Genomic DNA, 18,480 nt, shown 5'->3' on the forward strand with positions numbered 1-18,480 from the left:
ATACAGCACCGGGCACGCGCACCCCGTCCGTCAACTGAACCGAATGCGTCGTGCGAGTTCGCACGCTCACCGATTTCTTTCAGCGAGGCTGTGGCCTTCACTCCCAGGTGGCGCCACGACACGGAGCTTTCCGCCGAGACACCTACCAGTCCGCGCGGGTGACTCGATACATGACGGCGGAGCTGAGGGGACAATCGAAGAGCCGCTCGAAGGCATGACTCCGTGCGCGCAGCAGATGCTCGGCGGGACTCTCTCGACGCACGCTCACCCAGCGCGGCCGGAGGGCGCGGAGCTTGTCGAGGTACACGCCGTCATTGCCCTCGTGGTTGACGTACTCGACGCGATTGCGCAGGTCGTCCGTCCAGTACTCGCCAAGGAAGGACGTCGCGCTGTCGTACGCCACCACGTCACCGGGGCGCAGCTCCTGCTCGCGCAGGTGCATCGCCTCCAGTGGCCACAGCCAGCCAATCTGCAACCGGAGGCGGTCCTCGTCTCGCACGTCCGGGGTGGCGCGCGGCCCCAGCGTGGGCAACACCCGATAACCCACGGAGGCCTTCGCGAAGGACGCCACGCAGAGAAAGGCCGCGAGGGCGGACAGCGGCGCCTGGAGATAGCGCGTGCCCACCTGTCGGTGCAGCACGGCGAACGCAACCAGCCCCGCGGCGGGAAGCCCCAGCGTGAAGCGGCCCCACCACGCCGCGGGAACCAGCACCGCCAGGCCCGCGAGCAGCGGCAGCGACAACCGGAACCAGCGCTCGCGACTGAAGAGGGCCGACGCGCTCACCCACAACAGCACGGGCAGGAGCAGGTACGGAAAGAGCCAGCCAAAGGCGCGCTCGCGCACGTCGGGCCAGTACATCCCCTCGCGCGCGCTCCAGTTGTCCACCATGCGCGCGAAGGCCCCGGGCGCGCCGAAGAACGCCGGCGGCCCGGCGATTTCCTCCGCGCCGATGGGGCCCGCCAGCTCACGCCCCAGCACCCGCATGCGCGCGGGCCAGAACGGGTTGCCGGTGCGCGCCGCGTTCTCCACGTACGTGGGTGCGCCCAGCCAGAGCAGCAGCAGGACCGCGAGCCCCGCCTGTCCCAGCGTCCGCCACCGCGCACCCTTCGCGCGTCGCAGGACGAGCACGCCTCGCACCAGCAGCAGCGGCGACAGGAGCGCGAGGTGGAAGAGGCCCGTCACCTTGGTGCCCGCGTACAGGCCCAGCGCCAGCAGCGTCAGCGTGCGCGCGACGGGGCTCCAGTCCCGCTCGGTGAGGAAGTAGAAGGCGGTGATGAACAGCGCGCCGGCCACCACGTCGGCGTGCGAGGTGTGCAGTTGGAGGAACACCGCCGGCAGGGTGAGCCACATCGCGCCCAGCGAGGCGGCCAGCGCGGGGCTCGCGCTCGCCCGGCGACAGAGCGCGGCCACCGCGAGCGCCCCGAGCAGGCCGAAGGGAATCTGCGACAGGTCATCCAGCCGCGTGTGCCGGGGCAGCAGCACGTTCCAGACGGAGAGCAGCTCGGTGAGCTCGGGGTAGCCGTTGACGTACCAGACGGAGGTGTCCACCCAGGTGATGCTGCCCGTCTGCACCGCGTAGTTCGTCTTGGGGACGTGGTACCAGACGACGTCCCAGGCCCAGTTCGGGTAGTACCAGGCGACGACGCAGGAGAGCACGAGCGCGCACACCGCTGGCAGCAGCGCCCAGGCGGCCAGCTCCTGGCGCCGATGGATGTCGCGCAACAGTCGCACCGGGGCGCCCAGGTCCGCGCGCAGTCGGGCGAGCAGCTCCGCGCCGCCGACGCGCAGCACGGCCACCGCGAGCATGGCCCCGTGGAGCACGAGCCCCGCGACGGCGAGTTGCACTCGGCCCAACTGCCCCGAGAGGCCCAGCCCCTGGACGCAGGTGAGGATGCTCGCGGCGCCGAACAGGAGCGCGGCCATCCAGCGCTCCAGCGTGGAGCGCTCACGCAGGAGCGCGGCGGACAGCGCCCACGCGGCGGCCACCGCCAGCAAGGTCTCCAAGGTCCAGAGTAGCCAGCCCATGCGCGTGACTCAGCCGCCGACGGCGAGGGTGCGCTCGTACAACGCACGCACCCGCTCCGCCAGCTCCACCGCGTCCTCGCCCAGTGACTCCGGCGGCAGGGCCGGCAGGACTCGCACGCGCATGGACGCCCGCGCGTTCATCCAGGGTCCGTCTCCGTCGAGCAGTTGCGTCGTGCCCTCCACGACGATGGGCACCACCGGGACGTGTTCCTCCAACGCGAGCTGGAAGGCGCCGCGCTTGAAGGGCAGCCGCTGTCCACCCGTCGCATAGGTGCCCTCCGGGAAGATGAGGACGGGCATGCCCCGACGCAGCCACTTGCGACACGGGTCCAGCAACTGGTGCATGGCGCTGGACGAGCCCCGGACGATGGGCACGTAGGCCAGGAGCGTCATCATCCAACCCACCAGCGGCAGGTTGAACAGCGAGGCCTTCGCCACGAACTTGTACGGGTGGTTCAGCCCCATGACGGCGAGGATGTCCATGGCGGACTGGTGGTTGACCACGATGACACACGGGCCTTGGGGCAGGTGCTCACGGCCCTCGAAGCGCGTGCGCCAGCCCGGGGACAGGTGCAGCCACAGCCAGTGGCACCAGCCACATACCAGCCAGTGCAACATCCGGCGGTCCCGGTCGACGGGGAACGTGACGAGCAGCAGCAGCGCCCCCAGCGTGAAGAGCACGGGCGCCGTGAGCAGGAAGACGAGCCAGAACCAGACGGTGACGAGGTACTTCATCGCGGTGGGCCGGAAGGCTCGAGGCTGGGGGTCATCATGGGTCACCGGACATAGCGTGCCCGGAGGGGGTGAGACAGCCACCACCGCCCGGGCACGCGCAGACGCCTGCCCGGGGGGCGGGCGACTCAGGGCAAACGATACCCTGAATGGCACCCGCTGTTCGTATAGGTCATCGGCACCGCGTTCTTGAGGTAGCACCGGGCCTGCACCGCCTGGATGCCTGGCGCCACATAGGTGTAGGCAAGGCAGCCGGCCTCATTCGCGCAGGCGTCCTCGCAGAGAACCGGGTCCGCTACGGGCATGTTGAAGAAGCGGATGTCCGAGCCCGGCCGGTCGATGCCTGGCTCGACGGTGAAGCGCGGCTGGTCCTGGATGGCGATGTTGTCCACCAAGTATGAGCCTGTTCCCGACGTGACGCCAAACTGGACGTTGTTGTCGTCGGTCTTCGCCCGGAAGCTGGGCGTGCACGCCGACGCCCAGGACGCGCCAGGGGTGAAGGTCTGCCGCACCCGCTCCTCGCCGGTGGAGAGCACGCGCATGACGCCGCCCATGCCCGACGTCTCCTGACGGTGGTCGAAGCAGAGGCGGTAGCGGTTGGCGCCCACCAGCGCGAATTGCCGGTTGCGGATGGGCCAGCCCGTGGGCGAGGTAGAGTCGTATTTCACGCGCAGCGCCCAGTCTGTCTGCGTGCCTGAGTTGACGCCTCGCGGGACGACGCGCCCCCGACCGCCGGTGACGTCGTTGCGCCAGTGGAAGCGCAGGTCCGCGGTGTCCAGATTCATCACCGCGCCCGAGCGCACCACGTTGATGGCCGCCACCCGCGCGTTGACCCTCGTGTCCGTGCCCAGCATCAGCTCGGCGCCGTTCGCCGTGGGCAGCGTCACCTCCATGGCATACATGGCCCAGCCAGCGCCCGGCGTGCTCCACAGCCAGTTGCCCTGGACATGCATCGCGCTCGTCACCGGGTCCACCCAGCGGATGCCGAACCATAGGGCGTCCGGATAGTCTGCGGTCGCCGTGTCCAGTTGGAGCGAGAGGCGATAAGTGCCCGCCGCGAGGTTGAGCCGCTGGTGTGTCAGGATGGGTTGCGTATAGGAGCCGGACAGCGTCTTGAGGATGTGGGCCGTGCGGTCCGTGGTGTTGAACGTCACGGTGATGCCCGGGTCCGTGCCGAGCGTCCACAGGGCGTTGCGACGCTCACTGTCGAAGTCGAGCGCGTACCACGCACGGGCATTCTCGCCCCGGAGGCGCTCCAGGTCCGTCTGCAGGTCGAAGAGCTTGTCCCCGTTCTTGTCCAGCAGGCCCCCATAGGTCGCGGGGGTCAATCCCAGTGCGGTGATGTGGGAGGTGTGAATGGACGCGGGGTCCCGACTGTCGACGGTGCCGTCCAGCAGGTACCGTGCGATGGACAGGGCGTTGCGCCCAGCACCATCAACGATGGCGGTGGACAGCGGGCCCACGGCCAGCTTGTGGGAGGTGGCTCTGAGCTGCCCCGAGCCGCTGGCGCCGTAGTTGCTCCAGAGGCTCGTGCGGATGGCGATGGGACGCTCGGTGCTCGTCGTGTAGTCCGGCAGGCCCGTCGAGGGGTTGACCTGGACCAGGGCGGGGTCCGTCGTGAACGAGCCGAGGCCGGTCGTCGAGGTGACAACGCCCTTGGAGAGGAAGCGGACGTCGGGCAGGGCGGGGGTCGGCGTATCGAGCGGATTGCCCCAGACGCTGTAAAGGGCGTTCCCCACCGACAACGGGCTCGTGTCGAAGTCGAGGTAGCCGTACTTGTCACCCGGGCTGACGCCCGCCGAGTTCGGTGGACAGTAGTAGAGCATCAGGTCGGAGCTGTGCCAGGTGCTGTAGAGGAACTGGCAGGTGAAGTCCTCGAAGCGCTTGGCCGTGTTGCTGTCCTGCGCATAGGTCAGGAAGCTCAGCGTCAGGTTCGCGGGCGGGCCACAGTGGGCGGCGCTGATCATCAGGTTGGGACCAATCATCGACGCGGAGCACTGGATGCTCCCGGAGCCCAGGTGGAACCAGACGGGGCTCGCGTAGCTGGACTTCGCGATGTCCGGGTCGTCGTACCAGCGCCACACGGCCTCGGCCACGCCCCCTGACTGCTCGGCGACAATGGGACGAGTTTGTGATGCGAGGTCACCTGCTGGCGCTTCCGCGCCCTCCCCCCCACCGCAAGCCCACAGCACCAACGCGCTCCCGCCACAAACCAGAACACTTCTCAATCTGTTCATTCCTGGAAAGCTATCAGGATCGCGTCACCCGGAGTCCAACAGGAATCCCCGGTGGATGAGAGGGATTCGAGGGCACGCACTCGCCGTGTCTCGGCGCATGCGAGGTATTGCCCCCGCCAGGGCAAGCTGGTACCGGGCGCGCCCTATGACGAAGACCCCCTGGCGCGCACTCGCGCCATTGCTGCTGTGCTGCCTGTTCACCACCGCCGCCTGCACCACCGAGGGCCCCACCGGAACCCAGGGTCCGCAAGGTCCCCAGGGCCCCCGAGGTCCCGAGGGCGGTCCGCCGGGTCCTCAGGGAGAGCAGGGGCTCCAGGGCGCCCAGGGGCCCAAGGGCGACACCGGTGAGCGCGGGCCGCAGGGCGTTCAGGGCATGCAGGGCGTGCGCGGCGAGACAGGCTCCACGGGGGCACAGGGTCCGCAGGGAGTGGAAGGGCCTCGCGGCGTGGTGGGTCCCCAGGGAGTCCAGGGCCCCAAGGGCGACACAGGGGCGCAGGGACCGATGGGGCCCGTGGGCCAGGCGCCCCAGCTCTGCACGCCGGGCGAGTCCTTCTGCGAAGGGACCTCGCTGTGGGCCTGTACGCGCACCGGCACGGATGCGGTGCTGGGCATGAAGTGCGAGGGAGATGGCACGGCCACCAATCCCATGGGCTGCTTCACGACGGGCTGCAACGGGAACGCCGCCGCGTGCTGTCGCACGGTGAAGCCCACCTGCCACTGGAACCTGACCAGCCCCAGCTCCACGGGCGTGTTCTACGAAGCCAGCACCTACTCCACGACGCCCACCACCGGTGAGTGGTTCTGCTCGCCGCCGACGTACTGCGCCACGGACGACGGCTTCGACGTGAGCCTCACCCACTTCACCTCCCGGGCTCCGACGTGCGGAGTCGCCTTCACCGGGGTGAGCTTCCGCATCAAGCGTCCCCTGCCGGCGCCGGGAACCGTCTACACGCTGCCGGACTCCCGGGTGACCAGCACGAGACTCAACAGCCAGCTGCCCACCTCCGCGTGCGGCTCCTGGACGGGGCGCCTCACCTGGAACTCCGAGGTCCCCACCTGGAGCGTGAGCCTCGACCTCACGTGCTCGGAGACGGGCAAGAGCCACATCCGGCTCGTGGGCACCTTCGGCGGCGACCGCTGAGTCCGTGCCAGGGTCGCCACGCACGGTCCTCCCTCGACTGAGCGTGGCGACTCCGGAGGCCCGCCGTTAGAGCAGGCCCGCGAGGCGCTCTTTCGGACGCTCCAGACGTCACGCGCACATCACTGCGCGCACTCTGGCTTGCCGCGAGGCAACGGGAGCGGCGTAAGGTGGCCCCGCACGAAGGCACTCGGAGGAGGCAGCGGAATGGACGCGCAGGGCCTGCACATCGAGACGCATCCCCGAGAGGGAGACCCGCTGCTGCGCGCCACGCGCCCGGACCCATGCACGGTGGTGCTCTTCGGCGCGACGGGAGACCTGGCGCAGCGCAAGCTGTTCCCCGCCCTCTTCGAGCTGGCGCGCGCCAACCTCCTGCCGGACCACTTCTCCGTCGTCGCCTTCAGTCGCTCGCAGCTCGACGACGAAGCCTTCCGCGACCACGTGAAGGAAGGGCTGCGGAAGTTCGCGCGCACGCAGCCGCTCGACGAGGCGACGTGGCAGAAGTTCGCCCCGCGCCTGGAGGGCATCTCCGGCGGCTATGACGACGCGGAGTCCTTCAAGCGCCTGCGCGAGCGGCTGGAGCAGGTCGCCAAGCGCCAGGGCACCGAGGGCAACCAGCTCTACTATCTGGCCACGCCCGCCTCCACCTTCCCCCAGATTCTGCACAGCCTGGCCGGCGCCGGGCTGCTCAAGCGCGAGGAGCATCCGCAGGCGAAGCCCTGGCGGCGGCTCGTCATCGAGAAGCCCTTCGGTCACGACCTGGAGAGCGCCCGCGAGCTGAACCGCGAGCTGGCGGCGGTGCTGGACGAGAAGCAGATCTTCCGCATCGACCACTACCTGGGCAAGGAGACCGTCCAGAACATCCTGGTCTTCCGCTTCGCCAACGCCATCTTCGAGCCGCTGTGGAACCGCAACCACATCGACCATGTGGAAATCACGGCGGCGGAGGCGATTGGCGTGGAGGGCCGCGGCGGCTTCTACGACGAGACGGGCGTCATCCGGGACATGGTGCAGAACCACCTGCTCCAGGTGCTCGCGCTGTGCGCCATGGAGCCACCGGTGTCCTTCGGCGCGGAGGACATCCGCGACGAGAAGAACAAGGTGTTCCGCGCGCTGCGCCCCGTGGAGGGCAAGGAGGTGGCGCGCGCCGTGGTGGCCGGTCAGTACGAGGGCTACCTCAAGGAGAAGGGCGTCAAGCCCGACTCGCGCACGCCCACGTACGTGGCCATGAAGCTCAGCGTGGACTCGTGGCGCTGGGAGGGCGTGCCCTTCTACCTGCGCGCGGGCAAGGGCCTGAAGAAGCGGATGACGGAGGTGTCCATCCACTTCAAGTCGGTGCCCATCGGCCTGTTCTCCGGCGAGGGCGCCACCTGCCAGCGGCTGCAGCCCAACGTGCTCACGCTGCGGATTCAACCCCAGGAGGGCATCGCCCTCTCCTTCGAGTCCAAGGTGCCCGGAGAGGACGTCAACATCGCGGGCGTCACCATGGACTTCAACTACGAGGAGAGCTTCCAGAAGCCGGTGCCGGAGGCGTACGAGCGGCTGCTCCTGGACTGCATGCGCGGCAACGCCACCCTCTTCGCGCGGCAGGACAGCGTGGAGCAGGCGTGGGCCTACGTGACGCCCATCCTCCAGGCCCTGGAGTCCGGCGAGGGAGGCACGGTGCACCCCTACACGGTCGGCAGCACCGGTCCCCAGGCCGCCTCCGCGCTGCTGGCCCGCGACGGGCGGCGGTGGACGCAGCTATGAGCGCGCTGCCTCCACGCATCGTCCCGCCGGAGAACCTGGCGCGCGCGGCCGCCGAGTGGATGGCGCGGTCGCTCCAGACGTCGCTCGCGATGAACCGGCGGGTGAGCCTGGCCCTGTCGGGTGGAGGCACGCCGGGCCCCGCGTACCGGGAGCTGTCCCGGCTGACGCTGCCGTGGGAGCGGGTGGACCTCTACTTCGTGGACGAGCGCTTCGTTCCGCCGGACCACCCGGACAGCAACTACCGCATGGTGGAGGAGACGCTGGTGGCTCCGCTGCGGCTGTCGCCGTCGCAGGTGTTCCGCATGGAGGGCGAGCGCGGGGACCGCGAAGTCGCCGCGCGCGAGTACGAGGCGAAGCTGCCGCCGGTGCTGAACGTGGTGTTGCTGGGGATGGGAGAGGACGGGCATACGGCCAGCCTCTTCCCTGGCCACCCGGCGCTGGAGGAGCAGAGCCGGCGCGTGCTGTCCGTGGTGGGCCCCAAGCCGCCTCCCTGGCGGATGACGCTCACGATGCCGACGCTGCTGTCAGCGAGCGCGGTGCTGATGCTGGTGGCGGGCGCGGGCAAGCGGGAGACGGTGCACCGGGCGCTCGCGGGCGACCCGGCGCTTCCGGCGGCCCGGGTGACGAATGCGCAGTGGATGTTGGACTCCGCCGCCGCGGGACGGTGAGCGGGCCTTCTCGGAGGATGCATGAGTGCGGCAGCGAGCGCCCAGGCGGGCGCGCAGTTCGGCGTGGCGGGAATGGGCGTCATGGGCGCGGCCCTGGCCCTGAACATCGCGGACCACGGCTTCCGGGTGACGGCGTGGGACCGGCATCCGGAGCGCATCGACGAGATGCACCAGAAGCACGGGCATCCGGAGCTGAAGGGCACCGCGTCGATGGAGGAGTTCGTCTCGCGGCTGGAGCGCCCCCGGCGCATCCTGCTGATGGTGACGGCGGGCGCGGCGGTGGACCAGATGCTGGAGCGGCTCTTCCCGCTCCTGTCGCCAGGCGACGTCATCATGGACGCGGGCAACTCCTGGTTCCTGGACACGCGCCGGCGCGAGGAGCTGTGCAAGTCCAAGGGACTGCACTTCCTGGGCGTGGGCGTGTCCGGCGGCGAGGAGGGCGCGCGTCACGGCCCGTCCATCATGCCCGGCGGCCCGACGGAGGCGTACGCGCTGGTGCGTCCGGTGCTGGAGGCCATCGCCGCGCGCACCGATGAGGGCCTGTGTGTCACGCACGTGGGGCCGGATGGCGCGGGCCACTTCGTGAAGATGGTGCACAACGGCATCGAATACGCGGACATGCAGCTGCTCGCGGAGACGTACGACGTGCTGCGCCGGGGCCTGGGCCTGTCGGCGGAGGGCGTGGCGGACCTCTTCGCGCAGTGGAACCAGGGCATCGCCGAGTCCTTCCTCTTGGAGACCAGCATCAAGGTGCTGCGCAAGAAGGACGCGGAGACGGGCAAGCCGCTGGTGGACCTGGTGCTGGACAAGGCCGGGCAGAAGGGCACGGGCAAGTGGACGGTGCAGGTGGCGCTGGATTTGGGCGTGCCGGTGCCCTCCATCGCCTCCGCGCTGGATGCGCGCAACCTGTCGTCGATGAAGGACCAGCGCGTGGCGGCGAGCCACAAGCTCAAGGGCCCCTCGGAGGCGCTGTCCTCCGAGGAGAAGGCGCAGCTGGCGGCGTGGGCCCATGACGCGCTGTATGCGGCGCGGGTGGTGACGTACGCGCAGGGCATGCGGCTCATCCAGGCGGCGTCAGACGAGTACAAGTGGAACATCTCCCTGGCGGAGATGGCGCGCATCTGGCGAGGCGGCTGCATCATCCGCGCGAAGCTGCTCACCCCGCTGCGGGAGGCCTTCACGCGCCAGCCGGAGCTGCCCAACCTCCTCGTCTCGGACGCCTTCGCGCCGGTGCTCGAGAAGCTGTCGCCGTCCTGGCGCAAGCTGGTGGGCGCGGCGACGAAGCTGGGCATCCCCGTGCCCGTGTTCAGCTCGTCACTGGCGTACCTGGACAGCTACCGCAGCCCGGAGCTGCCGCAGAACCTCACCCAGGCCCAGCGTGACGCCTTCGGCGCGCACACGTACCAGCGCCGGGACAAGCCCGACGCCGGCTTCGTGCACTCGGACTGGAACAGCTGACAGCGCTTCGGAGCCGGGGTGACGTCCTCACCCCGGTTTCGGCGGCGTGGCGCGCAGCTCCGCGCGGCGAATCTTGCCGCTCACCGTCTTGGGCAGCTCGGAGACGAACTCCACCTCGCGCGGGTATTTGTACGGCGCCGTCGTCCGCTTCACGTGCTCCTGGAGCTCCTTCGCCAGCTCCTGTGACGGCGTGAAGCCCGGTGCCAGCACCACGTACGCCTTCACGCGCTGGCCAATCTTCTCGTCCGGCACGCCAATCACCGCCGACTCCGCCACCGCCGCGTGCTCCAGCAGCGCGGACTCCACCTCGAACGGGCCCACGCGGTAGCCGGACGTCTTGATGACGTCGTCCGCGCGGCCCACGAACCAGAAGTAGCCCTCCGCGTCCCGCACCGCCCTGTCCCCGGTGACGTACCAGTCCCCCCGGCGGCAGGCCGCGTTGGCCGAGTCGTCCCCCACGTACTCCTGGAACAACCCCACCGGCCGCTCCGGAGCCACGCGCACCGCGATGTCGCCCTCCTGTCCGTCCTTCACTTCCTGCCCCGTGTCGTCGATGACGCCCACGGTGAAGCCCGGGGACGGCTTGCCCATGGAGCCCACGCGCGGCTCCACCGAGGGGAACATGCCCACCACCACCACCGTCTCCGTCTGCCCGTAACCCTCGCGGATGTGCAGCCCCGTGGCCGCCTTCCACGAGTCGATGACCTCCGGGTTCAGCGGCTCGCCCGCGCTCACCGTGTGGCGCAGCGACGACAAGTCGAAGGCCTTCAGGTCCTGGAGCACCAACGAGCGCCACGCGGTGGGCGGCGCGCAGAAGGTGGTGACGCGCTGGGACTCCAGCAGCTTGAGAATCCTCCCCGCGTCGAAGCGGCCCCGGAAGTCGTAGACGACGTTGCACGCGCCCTGACTCCACGGGCCGAAGAGCTTGCCCCAGGCACACTTGGCCCAGCCCGTGTCACTCAGCGTCAGGTGGCGGTCCTCCGGCGTCAAATCCAGCCAGTACCGCCCGGTAATCACGTGGCCCAGGCCGTAGCTTGCGTGCGTGTGCAACACCAGCTTCGGCATGCCGGTGGTGCCGGACGTGAAGTAGATGAGCAACGGGTCCTCCGCCCGCGTGGGCGCGAAGGACTGGCCATGCGCACCGGTGCCCACCGTGCCCGCCTTGTAGGAGACCCATGGCTCGGGGGCGCCGTCGCCCACCGCCACCCAGGTCTCCACGCGGCCGGTGCCCGCGAGTCCCTCGAAGCGGTCCAGACAGCTCACGTCGGCGATGACCGCGTTGGCGTCCGCCGCCACCAGTCGGTAGCGGATGTCCTTGACGGTGAGCATGGGCGTGCCGGGCATGAAGACGATGCCCACGCGGATGCAGCCCAGCACCAGGAACCACCACTCCGGCACCCGGGGCATCATGATGAAGACCCGGTCGCCCTTCTTCAGCCCCAGTCCCGCGAGGAACTGCGCGGCGTGAATCGAGCGCTGCCGCACGCCCTGCCACGTGAAGCGCTGCTCGCGGCCGGACTCGTCGGACCACAGGAGCGCCAGCGACTCCGGACGCTCGGTGGCGTGCCGGTCCACCACGTCGGTGGAGAAGTTGAAGTGCTCGGGCCGCTCCCATCGGAAGTCACGGTGGGTGGCCGCGTAATCGCTCATGTTGCGGGGCGCGAACTCAGGCATGCGGGCGAGCCTGCCACGCACCCCAAGGACACCGCGCTCACACCGTGCGGCGTTCGCACGGTGGACAACAGCGCGACGCGCCCTACAAAGACGAAGGGGCCGGCCCTGATGGACCGACCCCTCGACACCTCAGCGCGGACGCCGCGTCGTCCTCAGTTCAGCTCCATGCACGGGACGATGTTGCCCAGCCCGTTGCACGTCAGCATCGCGTCCATCAGCTGCTTCTCCGCCAGCGCCGTGTGGCCGGCGGCCAGTTCGCGGCGGATGCTCTCGCGCTCGGCCAGCAGGTGCAGCCACGGGTCCGGCGTGCCCTCGGCGAAGCCGCGCAGCGCGCTCAGCGCCGTGCCGTCCACCACCGCGCTCCCCGTATGCACCAGCGCCCCGAAGTAGATGTCCCGCTCCCCCGAGCGGCGCAGCGACTCCAACAGCGCCGTGGCGTCCTTCTTCGTCTCGCGCTCCCTCAGGAGCCCCGCATACCCCTGCGCCAGCGGCGCCCTCGCGGCGAAGTCCCGCGTCGCCACCTGCCGCACGTAGTCCTGCAGCACCGAGCCGCCCCCCAGCGTGTCCAGCTCCTTCGCGAGCGGAAACAGCGCCTCCACGCCCTCCTTCGAAGTCACCGTGCGGACCGCCTCATACAGGGCCGCGCGCGCCACCACCGGGCGCTGCGCCAGCTGCTTCGCGTCCCAGGGCGCCTCCCCCGTCAGCGTCAGCCACGCGTCCGTCACCTGCCGCCGCCACCGCACCCGCTCCTCCGCCAGCTGCGTGCGCAGCTCCGCCGCCATCCGACGCGCCTCCGCGCTCCAGCCCTCCTCACCCAGCGAGGCCACGGTGTCGAACGACGCCGCCGCGCGGTCCAGCAAGTCGCGCTCCCGCAGCACCAGCGCGCGGTTCCACAGCGCCTGCGCATGGTTCGGGTTCTGGCGAAGCGCGCTCGTCAACAGCCCCAGCGCCTCCTCGTACCGCTGCCGGCTCAGCGCCACGACCGCCTGGTCGTTCGCCTTGTCCGCCGACTCCGGCTCGCGCCCGAGGAACGCCTCCGCCTGTTGCCAGTCTCCGCGCAGCGCATACGCCGCGGCGATGCCCCGGAAGTCGTGCCGCTCCTCCAGCTCCGCCAGAGGCCGAAGCGGCAACATCTCCGACGCGTGACTGGTGCCGCGCATCGGGCTGTAGGGAAGGAAGCGGTCCGCCTTCGGATGGCTCAGCCGCGCCTCGAACGTGCGGGAATCCGCGCTCGCCAGCCATACCGCGTCCGGAATCTGGGGCGGCTCCTGAAAGCGGAACACTCCCACCGCGGCCAGGCCCGCCGCCAGCGCCAGCGGCACCGCGGTGCGGTAGACCTTCTGGAGCCTGGCCCGCAGCGGCACCACCTTCGCGGACACCGGCTCGGCCACCTCCACCGGCTCGGCCACCGGAGCAGCGCCCCCCAGCGCCCGCGCCGCGAGCAGCTCCAGTTGCAGCAAGTCCCTCAGTCCCGATTCGCACTCAGCGCACCGCGTCAGGTGCTGCCGGAAGGCCTCACCCTCCGTGGCGGAAAGCTCTCCGTCGACGAAGAGGTGCAGTCGGTTGTTGGTGCATGGCGTCGTCATGAGCTCGTTGCCCCCCGCTCCCGGGCCACCGCTACCTGTGGCAGCAGCAAGTCCTTCAGGTCCCTGCGTGCCAGGGTGAGCCAACTGCCCACCGTGCCCACGGGAACGTTGAAATGCTCGGCGATGGCGTTGTAGCGCTTGCCCTCCGCATGCAGCCGGTAGGCGTCGCGCAGGTGCGGCTTCAGCCGCTCCACCGCTTTCTGGAACTCCTCGGTGCTCACCAGCTCCCAGTTCTCCTGGGCCTCCCCCTGCGCCACCCCCTCCTGCACCAGGGCAAGGTGTGGCATCCCCCGCGACTCCGTGCGCTGCCTGCGGCAGTAATCCAGGAAGCGGTTGGTCATCGTCGTACACAACCACGCCGCCGCCGCCGCGTCCGTCCGGTCCTTCAACGCCTCGAAGTCCTGCATCGCCCGCTCGAAGGCCTCCTGGACCAGGTCCTCCGCCTCCAGGCTCGAACGGGCGGACAACCGGCGCGCCAGGCCCAGAAGACTGGGCCGGTGCTGTCGGATGAACGCCTCAAAGCGCCTCCGCTCCCGGTTGAAGAGGTTTGCCATGTTGTCCTACATGCTCGCGCGGCAGGTTTCCCAGTCAAAGACGCGAAGGCGCCTGTTCCTTGAGAAAAAAGTGCAAGGGCACAGACAAGGAAATGCCCGGAGGGGGGTCATTCCCGTCCGGGCATTGGATCTCAGCGGGGGTGCGGGCCCGCCGCTGGTCGGGGAAGCGGCCTAGCGGAGCTCCGGAGCGGAGGCCAGGGCGGGGGTGGACGGCATCGGTAGGGGCTTGCGCTCGCGCTGCACCCCCACCTCGGTGGCGCAGTCCACGTAGTTGTTCTTCACGTGGGCGTCCGCGGCACTCGACTCGACGACCTTCGCACTCGGGGACTGCTTGGAACCGGGCGTCATGCCTCGCTCCTCGTGCTGGGATACAGGCAGCACGTACAAGTTGCTGGTGGATGAAACTTTGAAACTGTCGCCGTCCTTACCATGCTCCGGTGCGGTTCCGTGAGAGGCAGGGGGGTGGATTGAGTCGTGAAATCCAAGGATTTCCAAATGAGCGCGGATACGTCCCGGTTGGCATTGGAGTGGCAGGTCTGGCTGGTGGAGAACCTCGCGCTGGGGGTGACGCGGGAGGAGGCCTGTCGCGCGTTGATGGGTGTTGGGGTGGGTGAGGACGTGGCGCGGGAGGAAGTGGCGCGCGTGGAGGCGCATCCCTTCTTCCAGGCGTGTCAGCGGTTGGGGCGCCGCTACGGCTGGCTGGAGTCCGTCATGGATGTCTACAGCACGCTGCACCGGCAGTCGGGCGGGCACGCGGCGCTGGAGCGGCGGGAGGGACTGTCCGCGGACGAGTTCTTCACGCGCTACTACTTCGGCCACCGGCCGGTGGTGCTGACGGGGTTGATGAAGGACTGGCCCGCGCTGGAGCGCTGGACGCTGCCGTACCTGGCGGAGCGCGTGGGCGACGCGGAGGTGGAGGTGATGACGCGGCGGGAGTCGAACCCGGACCACGCGCCCGAGCCGGAGAAGCACCGCGAGGCGATGCGCTTTCGCGACTACGTGCACCGCGTGGCGACGGGGGGCACGACGAACGACTACTACATGGTGCCGCGCAACGAGAACTGGCAGCGCGACGGCTTCAAGCCCCTGCGCGACGACGTGCGCGCGCCCCAGGGCATCATCGACGCGGAGCTCCGGCCGGACATGATGACGCTGCTCTTGGGCCCGGCGGGCACCGTCACCCCGCTGCACCACGACAACATGAACGTGATGCTGGCGCAGGTGATGGGGCGCAAGCACATCAAGCTCATTCCCTCCTTCCAGCGCCACCTGATGTACCCGCGCTATGGGACGTTCAGCCACGTGGACGCGGCGCGCCCGGACGCCGAGCGCTTCCCGCTGTTCTCGGAAGCGCACGTGGTGGAGGCCGTGCTGGAGCCCGGGGAGCTGGTCTTCATCCCCGTGGGCTGGTGGCACTGGGTGCACGCGCTCGACGTGAGCGCGTCCGTCACGTTCCACCACTTCCTCGTGCCCCAGGGGAACACGTACCTGCCCACGCCGCTCTAACCCGCTTCAGGTATGTCAGTTAACCGCGCTCGGAGTGGGGCGAATGACCTCTCCGAGGGGGCTGCCTTAACGGACTATGCTGAAGCGGGTTAGCGGCGCGTGCTCAGTCGGACGTCTCCACCAGCAGCACGTGGTGCGTCCAGCCGTTGCGGGCATCGCGCGCGAGCCACTTCTGCCGCTCGTCGCGCAAGGCCACGGCGGGCGCGGTGCCGCCGCGGATGCGCTGGCGCACGCCGTCGAAGAAGCGGCCCGCGGCGTCGGGGATGTCGACGGTGGAGGCGAGCACCGCGCGCGCGCCCGCCTCGATGAACGCGGCCGGCAGGCTGAAGGGCTCATGGGTGGTGGTGGAGGCCAGCCGCCCCGCGCTGCACGCCGCGAGGAAGACGAGCGGCGCGCCCGCCAGCTTCTGCTGCCGGACGATGTCCGCCGTCAGCGCATAGCGGCCGTTGCCCTCGGGCGTCAGCACCACCAACGCGGCGTCGGAGAGGACCGGGTCGCTGATGCCGTGCGCGTGAATCTCGATTTCCGTCGCGTCCGTCATGCCCGAGAGCACGCGCGAGGGCGTGGCGTCCGGACCCGACAGCAGCTCCAGCGCCGTGGACTCCGTCTCGGTCGACGGCGTCCACGGGGGCAGCCGGGGCAGTTGCAGGAGCGCGGGCGCCTCCACGCTGGAGACCACCAGCCGCCGGGACGAGGGCGTGCCACCGGGAGGCGGGACGGTGCGGCCCATGCGGAAGCTCCAGGGCTGGTCCGAGGGCAGCAGGTCTGTGCGCCCGAAGACAGGGGCCCAGGCCAGCACGTCCACCTGGGGGCAGCCTCGCAGCGCCTGCCGCACCCGCTCGGGAATGAGCTGCGCGCTGGAGCTCTCGGCGAAGGGCGCCTTGCGGTCTCCCTGGTAGTCGCCCACCAGTTCGCCGTCCGGTCCGCGCGCGACGGCCACGGAGCGCTCGCTGTGCACGGCGGCGGCCAGCGCGCACTTCGCGGGCACCTGCGTCTCCAACTGCGCGGCCATCAACTCCAGCACCCGCGCCCAGTCGCCGGTGCGCCCCGCATCGGTGACGAGCGAGGAGTAGCTCAGCGTCCACGACTCGCGCGCCAGCACGTCGGTGGACGGCAGCTTCCGCGCGTCCTCGATGGCGCGCGTGAGCAACTCCACGCCCCGCTCATGCTCCCGGTCCAGCGCGAAGCGGCCCTCGATGTAGCGCGCGTACACGGCGTCGCCGGGTATCGGGTTGTTGACCCGCGCGACGTCGAACACGTGGCGCAGCCGCTCCGCGTCCTTCGGGTCCGGACGCGCGCGCGCCATCTCCGCGAACGTCGCGCCGAACATCAGGTCCAACGGCGCCTGGGGGCACGCGGCGGCGGCGGCCAGCGCGTCACGCGCGGCCTCCGGACGCAGCGCCAGGTAGGACGTGTGGGCCCGATTGATGTTCGGCCAGTAGCAGGGGTCGATGCGACCGCCACGCGCGGACCACTCCTCCACATAGGCGAGCGCGCTGGAGAAATCGCCGCGGTCCCTCGCGATGTGGTTGAGGTTCTCCAGCGCTGTCAGCTCCAGGTCCCACTCCTGGAGCTGGCGCGCCCAGGACCAGGCGGTGCGCGTGTGCTGCTCGGCCTCGGTCAGCCGCCGCAGGTCCGCGTAGAGGATGCCCAGACGGCCCTCCAGCTCCACGCAGCGCACGGAGAAGGCGCCCTCGCGGCAGCGCTGGAGCGCGTTGAACAGGCGCTGCTCGGCCTTCCACCACTCCCCGTCCGCCACCTCCTTGCGGGCCCGCTCGCGCTCCAGATAGAGGCTGAACCAGGAGTCCTGGTCGCGCTGGGTTCGCGACTCCAGGTCCGGCAGGTAGCGCAGCGCGGCCTTGTTGTGCAGCGCCAGTCCGACGAAGAGGTCGTCCTCACTGGAGGCGCGCACCATCTCCACCAGCGACTCCGGCGCGGCGGCGCGCTTGCGCACCGCCTCCGCGTAACTCCGCGACAGCTCACCCCGGCGGGCGAAGTCGCGGGACGACACGCGCGTCACATAGTCCCCGAGCGAGGAGCCGCCCTGGATGCGGTCCAGCTCCCGCGCCAGCGGCATCAGCGCCAGCACGCGCTCCTTCGACGGCGCCGCGCGGACCACATCGTAGAAGTGCTGCCGGACGACCCCCGGACTCTGCCGCGCTTCCTGGAGGGGCAGCGGCGCCTTCGCGTCGTCCATCAGCGCCAGCGTCGCGTCGCGCGCGCCGCGCCACTTCCTCGCCCGCTCCAGCGTCTCCTCGCGCAGCGTCAGCGCGTGCGCCTTCGCCTCGCGGCTCCACCCCTGCTCACCGAGCGCGGCCACCTTCTCGAAGGTCTCCGCCGCCTTCATGGTGAGCCCCATGTCGCGGAGCACCAGCGCGCGGTTCCACAGCGCCTGCGGGTGCTGGGGCTTCGTCGCCAGCACGCCATCCAGCAACCTCAGCGCCTGCTCGTGGGCTCCCTTCGCCAGGTGCACGGCGGCCAGATCGCTGTCGCGGTCCGGGGATGACGTCATCCGCTCCAGGAAGGAGCCGGACTGGTTCCACTCGCCCTGCAGGCCGTACGCGGCGGCGATGCCCGCCCAGTCGCCCTCCTCCTCCAGCCGGGCCAGCTCTTTCAACGGAATGGGCTCGGGAGGAATGAGACAGCCACCCGCGGAGACTCGCGGACGGTAACGGTCGGCTTCCGGGTAGGTGAGGCGGGCCTCGATGCGCGCGGACGCCCGGCGCTCGGCCCAGAATCGCGTCTCCACTCCGCTCCCCCCGGACGGTGTGCGCGCGAGCAGGAAGGTGACAACGAGCACGGGCGCGGCCAACGCCAGGACCAGGGCCTTGTCGTACGTCGACTTCAACATGCTGCCCCCTCGGGCGCCTCCCCCAAGCAGCCGCCCACGCGTTGGGTTCTACACCAACCCTCCTGCCTCCGCCGACTTTCGACGGAAAGCAGACACCCCTCCCCCAGGGTGCGGACGTTCGGGAGTCCACGTCCGTCTCGTACGAACGGACATGCCGCCGAATCCTCGGCACCGGTGACGCAGGTCCGGATTTCCCATGCAACGGCGGACGTGCGGGACGACGGCGCGTCCCCAGGCCGTGGAGCATGCGAGCACGACATGACGCGAGGTGGCCCGCGCACCCACCCGCGACGCGACGCTC

The 18,480-nt window shown here is 70.1% G+C and carries 13 protein-coding genes; 5 read left to right on the top strand and 8 right to left on the bottom strand.

The features are described from left to right. Window positions 1–142 precede the first annotated feature (142 nt). From HUA78_RS25395 to HUA78_RS47755, 3 genes are all read right to left on the bottom strand, one after another. Window positions 143–2,026, bottom strand: a complete 1,884-nt coding sequence (locus HUA78_RS25395) for a hypothetical protein (RefSeq protein WP_174477338.1) — start codon at window positions 2,024–2,026, stop codon at window positions 143–145. A gap of 9 nt (window positions 2,027–2,035) precedes the next feature. Further along, window positions 2,036–2,761 (bottom strand): 1-acyl-sn-glycerol-3-phosphate acyltransferase, encoded by a 726-nt coding sequence (locus tag HUA78_RS25400; protein WP_141643486.1) that lies wholly within the window; start codon window positions 2,759–2,761, stop codon window positions 2,036–2,038. A gap of 125 nt (window positions 2,762–2,886) precedes the next feature. Continuing rightward, window positions 2,887–4,854 (bottom strand): PAN domain-containing protein, encoded by a 1,968-nt coding sequence (locus HUA78_RS47755; protein ID WP_174477339.1) that lies wholly within the window; start codon window positions 4,852–4,854, stop codon window positions 2,887–2,889. Window positions 4,855–5,140: 286 nt separating this feature from the next. Here HUA78_RS47755 and HUA78_RS47555 point away from each other — a divergent pair, with 286 nt between their 5' ends. The 4 genes from HUA78_RS47555 (at window position 5,141) to gndA (ending at window position 10,008) form a co-directional block, all read left to right on the top strand. Beyond that, a complete protein-coding gene (locus HUA78_RS47555) occupies window positions 5,141–6,136 on the top strand; it encodes a collagen-like protein (protein WP_174477340.1) in 996 nt (331 codons plus the stop codon). A gap of 204 nt (window positions 6,137–6,340) precedes the next feature. Beyond that, the gene (zwf, locus tag HUA78_RS25415; protein ID WP_174454484.1) at window positions 6,341–7,882 is read left to right on the top strand and encodes a glucose-6-phosphate dehydrogenase; all 1,542 of its coding nucleotides are present in this window, start codon (window positions 6,341–6,343) and stop codon (window positions 7,880–7,882) included. Then, a complete protein-coding gene (gene pgl / locus HUA78_RS25420; protein WP_141643482.1) occupies window positions 7,879–8,550 on the top strand; it encodes a 6-phosphogluconolactonase in 672 nt (223 codons plus the stop codon). Before zwf ends, pgl begins: the two co-directional genes overlap by 4 nt. 21 nt (window positions 8,551–8,571) lie before the next feature. Next, window positions 8,572–10,008: an NADP-dependent phosphogluconate dehydrogenase gene (gndA, locus tag HUA78_RS25425; protein WP_141643481.1), complete on the top strand. Its 1,437-nt coding sequence runs from the start codon at window positions 8,572–8,574 to the stop codon at window positions 10,006–10,008. A 27-nt stretch (window positions 10,009–10,035) separates the two neighbouring features. Here gndA and HUA78_RS25430 read toward each other — a convergent pair whose 3' ends face one another. The 4 genes from HUA78_RS25430 to HUA78_RS25445 all read right to left on the bottom strand — a co-directional run bounded on the left by HUA78_RS25430 (window position 10,036) and on the right by HUA78_RS25445 (window position 14,170). Then, complete coding sequence (locus HUA78_RS25430) at window positions 10,036–11,682, bottom strand: acyl-CoA synthetase (RefSeq protein ID WP_174477341.1); 1,647 nt, start codon at window positions 11,680–11,682, stop codon at window positions 10,036–10,038. Window positions 11,683–11,834: 152 nt separating this feature from the next. Next, the gene (locus tag HUA78_RS25435; RefSeq protein ID WP_141643479.1) at window positions 11,835–13,268 is read right to left on the bottom strand and encodes a tetratricopeptide repeat protein; all 1,434 of its coding nucleotides are present in this window, start codon (window positions 13,266–13,268) and stop codon (window positions 11,835–11,837) included. Further along, window positions 13,265–13,822 carry an RNA polymerase sigma factor gene (locus tag HUA78_RS25440; RefSeq protein WP_141643478.1) on the bottom strand — a complete coding sequence of 186 codons (558 nt, stop codon included), beginning with the start codon at window positions 13,820–13,822 and terminating at the stop codon, window positions 13,265–13,267. The genes HUA78_RS25435 and HUA78_RS25440 overlap by 4 nt, the downstream gene beginning before the upstream one ends. Before the next feature lie 171 nt (window positions 13,823–13,993). Then, entirely contained in the window at window positions 13,994–14,170 is a 177-nt protein-coding gene (locus HUA78_RS25445; protein WP_174454481.1) for a hypothetical protein, read from the bottom strand. A 147-nt stretch (window positions 14,171–14,317) separates the two neighbouring features. On the opposite strand from HUA78_RS25445, the gene HUA78_RS25450 reads away from it, so the two are divergent. Further along, window positions 14,318–15,328: a cupin-like domain-containing protein gene (locus tag HUA78_RS25450; RefSeq protein WP_174454480.1), complete on the top strand. Its 1,011-nt coding sequence runs from the start codon at window positions 14,318–14,320 to the stop codon at window positions 15,326–15,328. A 103-nt stretch (window positions 15,329–15,431) separates the two neighbouring features. Here HUA78_RS25450 and HUA78_RS25455 read toward each other — a convergent pair whose 3' ends face one another. Next, window positions 15,432–18,179: a CHAT domain-containing protein gene (locus HUA78_RS25455; RefSeq protein ID WP_174477342.1), complete on the bottom strand. Its 2,748-nt coding sequence runs from the start codon at window positions 18,177–18,179 to the stop codon at window positions 15,432–15,434. Window positions 18,180–18,480: the final 301 nt, after the last annotated feature.

This window comes from Myxococcus sp. CA033 (genome assembly GCF_013336625.1).
GTDB classification, from domain to species: Bacteria; Myxococcota; Myxococcia; order Myxococcales; family Myxococcaceae; genus Myxococcus; species Myxococcus llanfairpwllgwyngyllgogerychwyrndrobwllllantysiliogogogochensis.